Annotated in this window: 9 protein-coding genes; 4 read left to right on the top strand and 5 right to left on the bottom strand. The window is 42.1% G+C overall.

Annotated elements, in window-relative coordinates:
• The 4 genes from FTV43_RS11970 to FTV43_RS11955 all read left to right on the top strand — a co-directional run.
• Nucleotides 1-4,153 (top strand): Calx-beta domain-containing protein (locus FTV43_RS11970; protein WP_179995537.1); only part of this gene is annotated, 4,153 nt, incomplete at its 5' end.
• Nucleotides 4,154-4,258: 105 nt separating this feature from the next.
• Nucleotides 4,259-5,638: a TolC family outer membrane protein gene (locus FTV43_RS11965; RefSeq protein WP_179995536.1), complete on the top strand. Its 1,380-nt coding sequence runs from the start codon at nt 4,259-4,261 to the stop codon at nt 5,636-5,638.
• 112 nt (nt 5,639-5,750) lie between these two features.
• Nucleotides 5,751-7,886, top strand: coding sequence for a type I secretion system permease/ATPase (locus tag FTV43_RS11960; protein WP_179995535.1), 2,136 nt, complete (start codon nt 5,751-5,753; stop codon nt 7,884-7,886).
• Nucleotides 7,883-9,322: an HlyD family type I secretion periplasmic adaptor subunit gene (locus tag FTV43_RS11955; protein WP_179995534.1), complete on the top strand. Its 1,440-nt coding sequence runs from the start codon at nt 7,883-7,885 to the stop codon at nt 9,320-9,322. The genes FTV43_RS11960 and FTV43_RS11955 overlap by 4 nt, the downstream gene beginning before the upstream one ends.
• A gap of 128 nt (nt 9,323-9,450) precedes the next feature.
• On the opposite strand, the gene FTV43_RS11950 is transcribed toward FTV43_RS11955, so the two are convergent.
• From FTV43_RS11950 to FTV43_RS11930, 5 genes are all read right to left on the bottom strand, one after another.
• Nucleotides 9,451-10,068, bottom strand: coding sequence for a CAP domain-containing protein (locus FTV43_RS11950; protein ID WP_078390486.1), 618 nt, complete (start codon nt 10,066-10,068; stop codon nt 9,451-9,453).
• A 22-nt stretch (nt 10,069-10,090) separates the two neighbouring features.
• Complete coding sequence (locus FTV43_RS11945; protein ID WP_257224111.1) at nt 10,091-11,104, bottom strand: restriction endonuclease; 1,014 nt, start codon at nt 11,102-11,104, stop codon at nt 10,091-10,093.
• A gap of 214 nt (nt 11,105-11,318) precedes the next feature.
• A complete protein-coding gene (locus FTV43_RS11940; RefSeq protein ID WP_179995533.1) occupies nt 11,319-12,959 on the bottom strand; it encodes an IS66 family transposase in 1,641 nt (546 codons plus the stop codon).
• Nucleotides 12,960-13,033: 74 nt separating this feature from the next.
• Nucleotides 13,034-13,369, bottom strand: coding sequence for an IS66 family insertion sequence element accessory protein TnpB (gene tnpB / locus FTV43_RS11935; protein ID WP_035270816.1), 336 nt, complete (start codon nt 13,367-13,369; stop codon nt 13,034-13,036).
• A partial coding sequence (locus FTV43_RS11930) for an IS66 family insertion sequence element accessory protein TnpB (RefSeq protein ID WP_179995532.1) occupies nt 13,366-13,533 on the bottom strand: 168 nt, incomplete at its 5' end. The genes FTV43_RS11930 and tnpB, both read right to left, overlap by 4 nt.

The following is a 13,533-nucleotide window of genomic DNA, read 5'->3' as shown; positions in this document are numbered from 1 at the left end:
CACAGGTACGATAGTAGATGATGGTTCGACCATTACGCCACCGACACCAGTCACGCCACCTGTTACACCGCCAACCACGCCACCGACAGCACCGAATGGCAACACGCCAAACGATGACCGTCCAACGGCATTGGTGAATAGTGACAGCAAATACGAAGGTAATACGCTGGTACATGATGTTGCGTTAAGCAATGCAAGTGACACAGCGACTGATATCGTAGTGAAGCTGAATCCGACAGTCAGTAACGCCATTGAAGCCAGTGACATATCGCAAGTATTTGTTACAGTTGATGGTGGTGCGACATGGACAGAAATTCCAGTAGCGACTGCACTATCAGCGACAGGCTTTACGGTATCGCATCCGGCAAATGAAACAGCGGGCAAGGTACAAATCCGAGTCGTGAGTAGTCAGGACAGCGTACTGGAAGGACCTGAAAGCTATGAAATCAGTGTACAGACACCAAAACAGGTAGCAGACAGTAGCTCAGGCACAGGCACAGGTACGATAGTAGATGATGGTTCGACCATTACGCCACCGACACCAGTCACGCCACCTGTTACACCGCCAACCACGCCACCGACAGCACCGAATGGCAACACGCCAAACGATGACCGTCCAACGGCGAGTGTGACTGGCGATACTAAAGTGGAAGGTTCTGTTCTCATTCATGATGTAACGTTAAGTAATACCAGTAAGACCAACACCACAGTTAATGTGAAGTTAGGTGCAACAGGTGATACAGCGACGCTTAGCGGTGCTGGTGCAGATGTGGATTTGACCCCATCGCAAATTAATATTGTGATTGGTTCAAACACTTATACTTTGCAGGATTTACTGACTTCTGCTAAAGCAACAGGAACAGGTAGTGACTTTACCCTGACTTTGACTCCAGCAGAACAAGTAGGTGGTTTCCAGGTACGTATTAGCAGTATTGATGATACTGCTGTTGAACCTACTGAAAGTTATACCATTAGTGTAGCAACACCGAAACAGGTTGCTGGTGATGCACCAGTAGCAACAAATACAGGTACGATTACTGACAATGATGTTCCAGTGTTAAATATTATTGGACCTGCAACGATAAACGAAGCAGATGGTACAGCGACGTATACTGTCACATTATCTCCTTCGACTACATCGACAGTCACGGTGAACTATGCAACAACGAATGATACTGCAACATCTGGTACGGATTATACATCGACATCAGGCACATTAACTTTTGCTCCGGGTGAAACAACGAAGACCATTACAGTACCGATTCTCAATGATCATACGATTGAATCTAATGAGAACTATACGATCGCTTTGAGTACTCCAACCAATGCGACGATAGGTACAGGTAGTGTAACGACAACGATTATTGATGATGATGTTGCACCAATAATTGATTTGGATGGAAATGACAGTTCTGGTGAAGTAGGTAATGACTACCGTACGTCCTATACAGTAGGTAATGTTGGAATATCGATCGCTGATACTGACATTAGTGTGACCGATGGCAATGTACCAACAGCAGATCATGGCACCCAGCAACATATCCTGAGTGCAACGATTGAACTTACCAATGGACAAACTGGCGATGTGCTTGATTATGGATCATTGCCAGCAGGTGTTGAGGTTGATGTTGCCAATTCAACAGCGACGAAGATTGTACTCATTAGCACCAATGGTAATGATGGTTCAACGCTAGTCGATTTTGAAGCGGCGATTAAAGCCATTACTTTTAAAGCTAGCGACACTACACCACATCCAGAGACTGAGCGTGTTATCAAAGTTCAAGTTACAGATATTGGTGGTAATGCGAGCAATGAAGCTGTAAGTAAAATTACTGTCAATGTGCTTCAGGCTCCAGGTACACCAGGCACTCCTGTGACCAATGGTAATGATCCGATTACTGGCGGTTCTGGCGATGATGTGCTGATTGGTGATGCAGGTGGTGTTAAAACTGTATTAGAACCAGGCAATAACTATAACCTTGCATTCATACTTGATCTTTCAGGTAGTATGATGTATGAGTTAGATACTCGAACAGATAATAGTTCAGCGAACCGATTAACTTTGGTTAAGGAAGCATTACTCAACTATATTAATAGTGTAGTTTTACCTTTTGCATCCAATGCGAATGATCCAACCAAAGGTGGTCAGGTCAATCTGGCTTTGATTCCATTTTCAAGTCAAGTAAGTGGCGGCACTGGCTTAGGTAATAATAATACTGGTGCTCCAAATAATGCTGCTGCGTATTTAAGTGTGTCAATTAAAGGAACTGGAACAGTATCTGATCCATATCAATATAGCACCAATGCAGGTAGTAGCTGGACGAATGTAAGCAGCTGGGATGCTTTGGTGACAGGCATTTTGACGACGAAACTGGGCACAGGTTCTTCAAGCTTTTCTAGTGGGGGAGGTACTAACTATGAAGCCGCTTTTGATGTGACAGCAAGTTGGTTTAATAACCTGCAACAAAGCAATGGTGGAGGTCAGGGTTATACCAATCAAACTTTCTTTATTACCGATGGTGATCCGACATTCTATGGTGTGAATGGCAGTAGTACGAGTGGTGCAGGAAATACGCCAAGCTTTTTAACTTTGCAAAAATCCTATGAAGCATATCAGACTAAATTGTTGACAGTGACTGGTGGTAACACGGTACATGCGATTGGTGTCGGTGCTGGGGTGTCCAAGCCGATTCTGGATTTATTTGACAATACTACAGCGTCGGGTAATACACATGCTGTGATTGTAGATACAGGATCACATTCGAGTGCAAGTAATACGACTGGAGTTAGTACACCAACATCAGATGTGAAGTGGAATTTCTCAGCAAATAGTCAAGTGAATGATTTCAATGTTACTGGTGGAACAATAACTCGTGATGGTAATAGATTGCGTATCCGGGACTCTTCTAGTAATGATGGCGAAGCCGCGATAGTGACCAGCACCTCATTTACGGTGGGAGCGGATAGTACTGGTGCATTGAATACCTATGCAAGTTTCACTTATCAACGAGAAACAAACGGCTGGAATACAGGTGATCGCTTTAGCTGGATATTGCAAAAATCAAATGGTGATGGAACATGGTCTGTTGCAGATTCTGGAACCAATGCGTTTGAGCGGGATACAGCAACTGCAACTAATGCAGTGACGATGAAGTCCAAATTACTTGAAGCAGGTACGTATCGCTATATCTTCGAAGTAGAGGACAAATCAAGTACTGGTACGTATTCGGTTTATGTAGATAATATTCAGCTAAATACCAGTGCGGGTAGTGATAGATTAATGACATCCACCAATGGCAATAGACCAGTAGTTGCTGGAGAGGCAGATATTGTCATGACAGCAGACAAGATGAAATATGCCTTGGAAGCGGGTAGTCTGAAACCTAATCCAAATGCTGTAGGACATGACGTGATCTATGGTGGTAAAGGTAACGATATTATGTTTGGTGATGTTATCAATACCGATTGGCTTGGTGTTGATAATGATACAACAGCGATTTGGGGTAATCGTGACATTAATGCTGCAAATCAGCCTGATGCTGAAGGTTCTGGTATGGCTGCTTTGACTTACTATCTCGGACAAATGTTGGGTCGTGAAGCAGAAGCTAATGATTACTATGAATTTATTAAAGCAGAATCTAATGATACAACAGGTGTAAGTCGCTTTAATGCGACCAATGACATGCGTGGCGGTGACGACAAGTTAGATGGTGGTGCAGGTAATGACATCCTCTACGGTCAAGGTGGTAAAGATACTCTTATCGGTGGTGCTGGCAATGACATCTTATTTGGTGGAACTGGAGCAGATACCTTTATGTGGGGTCAAACCCTAGTCCTCGATGCAGCAGGTAAACCAACAGGTGCATTGATTGCTAATGGTACGAATGATGCCGATGGTTCAACCGATATCATTAAAGACTTTAACAAAGATGATGGTGATATCCTAGATGCCAAAGCCTTGCTTAATGCACTCGGCTGGAATGATGGTGTAGGCACAACATTAAGTGATTATGTGAGTGTGTTAGGTAATACAGTTGATATTCATGGCAAAGTGGGGACTGCTGAGGCAGGAGCTAGCGTGAGTATTATTGTAGAAAATCATAGCTTTATCGACATCAGCGATATGATTACCAAAACTAATTTCCAGACCTAAATCTCAATTAGGGAGTGACTTCACTCCCTGATTTATTCAGTAATCTTTATGTATAAGATGGTAGCATCTTAAAAACCTAAAAAATTTAAAACAAGGGGGAAACCTGTGAAAGTATTAGCATTAACCAAAATGGCGAGCATGGTTGCATTTGCAGCAGTTGCAATGACAGTATCTGCAGCAGATTTGACCTCGGTGACCAAAACTGCGATTGAAAATAATCCAGAGGTTCAGGTGCAATGGTCAAACTTTCTTGAAGCAACTGCGAATCAAAAACAAGCGCGAGCAGGTTATTTACCATCAATTGATTTAAATGCAGCTTATGGTAAAGGTGATCGTGAGTTTGATGATCGCGGCTGGTTTAATCAAGGTCAAGTCGAAGTGGCTTTGACACAAATGCTCTTTGATGGCTTTCGAGTAAAGAATAAAGTAGAACAAGGTGACTATGCTGCACTGCGTCGTTATTATGAGCTCAACTCTGGTGTAGAGCAAAAAGCCTTAGAAGCAGCGCAAGCTTATCTTGATGTACAACGTTATCGTGATTTGGTACAACTTGCAGAAAACAACTTTAACAATCACCAGCGTGTATATAACCAAATTCAACAACGTGCCAATCAAGGGGTAGGTAACCGCGCCGATTTGTCTCAGATCGCAGGACGTTTGTCTTTGGCACAAACCAACATGCTTACAGAACAATCGAATCTCAATGATGTGTCTGCACGTTATGCACGTATTGTAGGTGTAGAACCAGCAAGTACATTGGCACCAGTGACTTTAACTGCAAACTTGCCAGCGAATGCACAAGAGGCTGTACAAGCTGCCTATGCACATAATAATGAACTTAAAGCAGCGTTGAGCGAAATGCAATATGCACGTGCCAATGCAAAAGAGTACAAAGCCAATATGTACCCAACGCTCTCTTTTGTTGCGCGTACAGGGCTGTATCAAAACCGCAATAGCTTTGATGAACGCAGTAATCCAGACAAATATGGTCAAGACAGTGCTGTTGAATTACGCATGAATTATAATTTGTTCAATGGCGGTGCAGATAAAGCGGCATTAAATGCAGCCAATGCACGGGTTATGTTGTCAGATGATTTGAAAAATAAAGCCTGTGTAGATATTCGCCAAACGACAACTGTAGCATATAATAATGTTGCCAATTATCAGAGCCAAATGCAGTGGTTACAACGTCACCGTGATGAATCTGCTGCGGTAGTCAGAGCTTATAATGATCAGTTTGATATTGGTCGTCGTAGCCTGCTGGATGTACTGGATTCAGAAAACGAGGCATTCCAAGCCAATCGTACCTATACCAATGCACAATATGATTTAAAAATCGCCCAGTTACAGACTTTATATAGCACAGGAAACTTATTGCCAACTTTAGGGGTAAAGCGTGACAACTTACCTGAAGTATCAGAAGTTAGCCAACGTGAAATTTTGGCTGAAAATGTGTGTGGTACAGCAAGTACAACCGCACAATAAGCTGTTTGAGCTATAGAGATAAAGATCAGGGTGCAACATTGTGCCCTATTTTTTTGACAGAGAAAGTTTGTTTGCATTGACCAATAGCCTTTTATCAAGATGTGGTGAACACGTGAGTACACAGATATTCGATCCTTTGGCATTATGCTTGATAAGGATTGCCAAAGATCATGACATAAGCATAACCCAAGAGGGCTTGTTGTCTGGTTTGCCATTACCTAATGGCCGCTTGATTCCGCAGTTTGTGGAGCGAGCTGCCGAGCGAGTAAGTTTATACAGCAATGTATTGCAACAGCGTTTACAGCAGCTCAACCACTTCGTATTTCCAGTGATTTTATTACTCAAAGATCAGACTGCATGTGTGTTGTACCGTATTGATAACGAGCGCGAAATTGCAACCGTGTACTTCCCAGAAATGAATGATACGGTGACAGAGGTAGCGTTATCACAATTGCAAGAAAAGTACCTAGGCACTGTTATTTACTTACAGCAGCGACAATTTATTGCGGATAATCAGCTTAAGATGCAGTCGAGTACGCAGCATTGGTTCTGGGGGGTTATTCGTCAGCATCGTTCGATGTATAAAGACATTTTATTGGCTGCATTATTTGTCAATATTTTTGCTTTATGTTCACCGTTTTTTGTGATGAATGTCTACGATCGTGTCGTACCGAATCATGCTTTAGATACATTATGGGTTTTGGCGCTTGGTATTACTTTGGTGATTACTGCCGACTTGGCACTTAAGCTAATCCGTAGTTATTTTGTCGATTTGGCTGCAGTACGTGCCGATAATAAATTGTCGGCATATATTATGGAAAAAGTACTTGGTCGCCGTATGGGACAAGATAATTTGTCGGTAGGAATGATGGCATCAAACATTCAATCTTATGAGTCCATTCGTGCTTTTAGTAGCTCAATGACTGTGGTTGCAATGATTGATTTGCCATTTTTTATTCTTTTCTTAGCGGTTATTTGCTTTTTATCTTGGATTTTTGTCATACCTTTACTCATTGGTGCAGTGGTTATTTTACTTTATGCGCTGTCTGTGCATATTCGTTTGAAACAGTTGTCTGAAGCAATGTCGGAAGCATCTCAACAGCGACAAGGCTTATTGATTGAAACCTTAAATAATGAAGAAACAATAAAAAGCTTTAATGCGACAGGACGTATGCAAGCCCTGTGGGAAAAAGCCACGCGCTTTAATGTACATTATTCTTCGAAGTTACGTTTTTTGGGTGGCACTGTTGGTAGTTTTGCAGGATGGGTACAGCAAATCACAGGTGTAGTGATCATTTTGGTTGGGGTGTATCTCATTGTAGATGGTAAGCTTTCGCAAGGCGCGCTCATCGCTTGTTATCTGTTGGCAACACGATCATTAGCACCTATTTCACAAGTTGCGGGGTTATTAACCTCTTATTATCAGGCTTCTAGTGCATTAAAAATGCTGGATCAAACAGTACAATCAGAACAGGAGCGTGACAATCTAAAAGGCTGGCTTAGTCATCCACACTTACAAGGACAAATTGAGTTTAAAAATGTAAGTTTACGCTATTCGGAGGAAGCAAAATCTGCATTGAATGATGTTTCTTTTTCCATTCGAGCAGGGGAAAAAGTTGCGATATTAGGTAAGGTTGGTTCGGGTAAAAGCTCAATTGAAAAATTATTATTGGCGCTCTATCGTCCAACAGAAGGTTCAGTATTTATTGACCAAACTAATATCGCACAGATTGACCCAGCCGAATTGCGAAGCCAGATAGGCTATATCCCGCAAGATATTGAACTGTTAAATGGCACAGTATTATCAAATATTGTATTGGGTAATCCGCATGCGAGTCGAAGTGCTGTCGAAAAAAGTCTTCTCGTGTCGGGATTGGCACATATTTTAAAAGCGCATGAAGATGGTTTATCTTTTCAAATTGGTGAGGGGGGTAGCAAGCTATCAGGAGGGCAGCGTCAAGCCATTGCTGTAGCACGTGCTATTGCTCAAGATGCAAAAATTTTAATTTTTGATGAGCCGACAAGTGCAATGGATACACCATTAGAGCATCATGTAATACGGCAGTTGCAACAATATATGACTGCTCAGCATACTTTAATTTTGGTGACGCATAAGCCTTCGTTATTGGCTTTGGTTGATCGTATTATTATTGTGGAAGATGGAAAAATCATTGCCGATGGTGATAAAAAAACGGTGATGAGTACGATGTTTCCTCAGCAAAGTCATCACAGTGGAGCAGCATCATGACGCAACCACAGAAAAAAACCCAACGCGAAAAACTCTTTGAGCAAGTAGGAAAAAGTATTGAGAACTCTGAACAAGTCAGTCAGTCTATTTTTTCCAGATTGATGTTATTTAAAAAGTATCAACCTGCGGCAGCAGATGATTGGCAAAGTCAAGTTCAAGAGGTCACACAGTCGCAAAAGCCTATGCAAGCACGTTTGATTCTTTATATTGTTGTAGCAATTTGCTGTATATTTTTGCTGTGGGCAGCTTTTGCACAGGTTGATGAAATTACTCGTGGTGAAGGTAAAGTTATTCCATCCCAGCAAATGCAAGTGATTCAGTCTGTTGATGGTGGGGTAGTAGAAAAGGTTTATGTGCAAGAAGGTGAGCATGTAAAAAAAGGCGACCTATTGATTCGTATTGACCCAACGCGTTTTGTTTCAAACTTGAATGAAGTGAATGCAAAAATCTTTGCTTTACAAACGAAAGTTCGTCGCTTGACTGCACAGGTAAATGGTTCGGGCTATACCTCAGGCGATATTCCAGATGGGGTAAGCCCGAGTGAAGCAGCACAAATTTTGGCACAAGAAGGGCAGTTTTACTCAGAAAGCATGCGTGAATTAAGTCAGCGGACGATGACCAATCAAGGTGCAGTCTCGACCAGACAAGGTGAATCACAGCGAGCTCAAGCAGCCTTATCTCAGGCAGAGCGCGCTTATCAACTTGCTGTACGCGAGTTAGAAACCACCCGTCCTCTACTTAAAACAGGTGCGGTATCTGATATGGATATTCTGCGTTTAGAGCGAGATGTGTCTAATGCGGATGGAGAGCGCAAACAAGCTGCTGCAAATTTACGTGCAACACAAGCATCTATAGGTGAAGCACAATCTCGTACTTCAGAAGCAGCGGTGAGTTTAAAAAACCAGTGGCGTAATGAGTTGGCAGAAGCACAGGCGCAGCTAGTGAGTTTAAGACAAAGTATTTCAGGCGTGGCAGATCGAGTAAAAACCACAGATATTCGTTCACCGACCAATGGTATCGTGCAGAAAATTTTCTTTAATACCATCGGTGGGGTGGTGAAACCGAGTGATCAAGTCGCGGAAATCGTACCTTTAGATGGACAATTGATTGTTGAAGCAAAAGTGTCTCCGAAAGATATTGCTTTTGTACGACCAGATTTGCCTGCGGTGATTAAATTTACGGCCTATGATTTTTCAATCTATGGCGGAATGAATGCGAAAGTAAAACATATTAGCCCAGACACATTTACCGATGAAAAAGGCAATATGTTTTATATCGTCCGTGCAGTGACAGACAAACCAACTTTCGGTAAAGGATTGTCTGTGATTCCAGGGATGACGGTTCAATTGGATATTATGACAGGTAAGAAAACAATTCTTTCTTATTTACTTAAACCAATTTTAAAAGCGAAAAACAATGCCTTAACCGAGCGTTAAGTCGAATAAACGTCATCAATCTACTAAAAATCCTTCTTTTAAAAAGAGGGATTTTTAATTTATAAAGCAGATTTTATAAGTGTTAATTTCAGTTTTTACCCGATCAAATAAAGATCTTGTACTCGGTTTTAGTTTTTCCCGCTACCAAAGTGTTGCACCCAGTATGTTCGATGGGTTGTAGGATTTCGGCTACATGCGATCGCATAATCTTTAAATTGCGGTTTCATTAAGTTATCGCAATGTCCTGGGCTTAATGCCAGCCAATTTTCAAGAACTTGTTTAAGGTTGGTTTGACCTGTTGCTAGATTTTCACCCCCACCGCCTTTATACCCTGTTTTTTTAATACGGAATCTAAGATTTTCACCTCCACGCCCGACATGACTTAAAATCTGACGTTGTGAAATATCCTGTGCATGCGCAGTTGAGCTCATCTGTAATTGATTATTCCATTTTAATGAATGAGTTGCCGAGTAGGCAATTTTTCCACATTGTTGGGAGTGATTTCGAATTTCATTAATGGCATTTAAAACTGCTTGCTGAAACTGTGGATTTTGAATGTCATCACAAGAGATTTTGTCAAAAGAGGCTAAAGTCTGTTGAGGATTTTTTTGAGTGGGTATCGTTGTTGATTTTGCAATGGTTTTATTTGATTGATGCTGCAAAGGCTGTTGTGGTTGTGAATTTGAACATCCATGTAGTAAAAAGTATAGACTGCATATAAAAGAATGATAAGCAATATTTTTCATAGTGCACCTCTAGCAAATTTTTTTATTTACAGTCTCGTTTAAAATCTTCATAATAACGATAAATTAACTCTACAATCTCTTTACCATCAATAAGTCTTAACCGTGATTTATTCGTAGCTTTACTCTTTGCTTGATTACTATAACTTCCAAGATTAACAAATAAAGCATATTCGCCATCTTCAAGAGTACCTAAGAGTTGATTTATTTCAGGTAAGCCATTAGATGTTAAAGTTTTTTTACATTGAACCTTAATAATAGGGGGTTCGAAGCCAAGTGTATCCTTGTGAGCAATAACATCAACACCGCCATCGCCCGACCTCTGAGTAACCCTAGCAACATACCCCATGCATTCAAGCAAATGAGCGACAAACTCTTCAAACTGATAACCGTTTAAATGTTGATGTAATCTACGAATAATAAAATCTTCAGTTGAATATTTTGCTGTTTCATTAATTACTTTAGTTACTGTTTCATCATCGGGTATTTCTTCTTGTTCTAATTCTTGCTCTTGTAACTCAACTATTGGGTCTTTATTTATTGTAGCTTGGTATTCAATACCTACAGCATTTAAAAAATCACCTGCTGTTTTCTTAATTTCAAACAATGTAATGTAAGCACCAATTTCATATAACGCTACTTGAGAAAAATTGTTACGTGGGACTCCATAAGGTGTTAGCCACGTTACAGGACGACGATTTAAATAAGCATCTTCGTCTTCAGAATTAGCTCTCTCATAATCTCCACTAATAATACCAATATAGACCAATCTATCCGATTTGCATGGGTATACCACATAATCTCCTGTTTTTACCACATGCATAAATCTGTAAATTGTGGCTACCTGAGTTCGGATAGAAGGCATTGAAGAATCAGGTTGCTTTGCTTGCAAAGCAAATTTAAAGGCTTCCCTATCAGCATCAATCTGACTTAAATCACCTAACTCTGACCAGCCAATTCCAATGTAATTTTTTTCAACTGGCTCAGTTCCAACATGTACGCCCATGTGTACACCCCAAACAGTCGGAGTATCAGACATTTATTAACCTTAAATACTTGTAATTTATGACGATCAGCATATCTTAAATAAGGATAAATTTGAATATGAGTATTATTGTGGGTATCGTTTCTGAGTTTAAAAAATTTGATGCTGATCTTAAAAATCCGAACTGGTCAGTATCCTCAATTAGCTCAAATAATGAGCTAATTGTTAGTTTATGGGTAAGCGTCCGCTGAACCCCATGCCTATTTTTTTAATTTGAGTTGGATTTCCAGCGATGTGGCAGTAATTCTTCTATTTGGGTCGCTTTATGCGTCGGCAGCCTTTTCAGCACATCACTTAAATAGGCATACGGATCCAAGCCATTCAGCTTTGCTGACTGGATTAAAGTCATGATATTGGCAGCTCGTTGGCCGCTGCGCAGCGAGCCAGCAAACAGCCAGTTCTTACGTCCCAACGCCCAGGGGCGCATCTGATTCTCAACCCCTTGCGCAGCAATGCTGCTCATATCTATAGGTAAATTGCCATCATCCAGATAGCGGCTTAAGGCTGGCCAACGCTTCAGAGTGTAATTGATGGCCTTGGCGGTGGGAGAACTCGATGGCACCGTCAGATGATGTTGGTTGAGCCATTCATATAGTTGTTGCATCACTGGTTGACTATGCTGTTGTCGGTATTCGCGGCGGTCTTCCGCTGTACCATCGGTCTTTTTCCTGAGTTCTGCTTCTATCGCATACAGTTTCTGAATCAGCACCAATGCCTGTTCAGCGACCTGACTTTTCCCAGTTACATGCAGTTCATGGAATTTACGACGTGCATGGGCCATGCAGCCCACCTCAATGACCTGACCTGATTTGAAGCGTGCTTTATAACCGCTGTAATCATCACAGACTAGATAACCCTGCCAGTCTTTCAGGAACGCTTCAGCATGCTGGCCTGAACGACTATCCTGAAAGTCATAGATCACCGCCTGAACTGGATTGTACTGTGTAGTGGCATAGGCCCAGACATAACCTTTCTTCGGTTTTTTATTATTCTCACCCATCCGCATGATGGTGACCGGTGTTTCATCTGCATGCAGCACCCGCTGTTGCAGCACCACCTCTTTTAAGGCATTGGCCAGAGGTTCCAGTTCTACACCGCAGCGACCTATCCAGTCAGATAAAGTTGATCTAGAAAGTTCGATTCCCGCCCGCTGATAGATCAGACGTTGACGGTACAGCGGCAAATGATCGGCATACTTCGATACCAGCACATGGCTGAGCAATTCAGGTGAAGCAATGCCTTTATCAATCACATAGGCGGGCATCGCTTGCTGAGTCAGAGTGTCACACTGATCACAGACCCATTTACCACGCACATGCTGTTCCTTATAGAACTGTGCCGGTCTGAAATGCAGTTTTTCACTGACATCTTCGCCGATACGCCGGAGTTGGCATCCACAAGCACATTGGGTTGATGCAGGTTCATGCTCAATACGGATGGTGTGTAGATGATCTGGCAGTGGTCGACGTTTAGGTTTATTGGTTTTGGCTTTCTGTGTCGCTGCATTGGTTTTATCTGCATTTAGCCGTTCCAGTTCTAGATCAACCGCGGCAATATCTTCTTCAACCGCTTCATCCCACAGATGGATTTGTTTTGCCGTTAAGTGTTCATTCTTTTGGGCGAATTTGTGCTTTTTAAACAGCGCCAGTTCATGCTCGTATTTTTGATTGAGAATAGAAAGATGTTGAACTTTAGAATCTAATTGCTGATTGGTGACTTCAAGATGTTGAACTCTGGCATCTAATTGCTGGTCTGATTGTGCTAGAGACTGATGCTGCATCGCCAACTGTCTGGTGAATTCCAGCAGTTGTTCATGGGTCAGTTGGCTTAAGTCAGGCAGCGTATTCATGACCGCAGTATGCCTGAGGTCATGAGAAGAATGAAATAGAACGTTTGGAGAATAGCAGAATGGAACAGCCTGGTTTAAAGCATCGTCACCACCTGCTGTCGTCCAATGCGCTGCCAGGGCAAACCTTGGATCAGTGCCTGTAACTGTTCCGGGCTGAGGGCCACGGTTTCACCTTGGTGAACTTGAGCCCAGTGAAATTTGCCCTGTTCCAGCCGCCGGGCACACAGCCAGATGCCCAGTCCATCATGTACCAAAACTTTCATGCGATGGCCACGTTTATTACAGAACAGGTAGGCGCAATGCGGTTTGATGTAGCCAAAGGCTCTCACCACCTGAGCCATGACAGTATCCATTCCTGCTCGCATATCCATGGGCTGGGTAGAGAGCCAAATTTCATTGATACGGATCATGTTGCCAGTGCCTTGAGTAATTCTGCCAAGGCAGGTTTTTCTGATGTCTGCCATTTTAGCTGAATATCATTATTCGTATGAGGCACGGTGATACACAACGTGATCCTCTCATCAATAGGTTGGCTGATTGCAGCAGTGTAAGGCAAAGCAATAAATGCTGGATT

It is taken from the genome of Acinetobacter sp. YH16053 (genome assembly GCF_013417035.1).
Classification (GTDB): domain Bacteria; phylum Pseudomonadota; class Gammaproteobacteria; order Pseudomonadales; family Moraxellaceae; genus Acinetobacter; species Acinetobacter towneri.
Note: the sequence above shows the minus strand (reverse complement) of the source record. Positions and strands in the feature narration are given on the sequence as shown.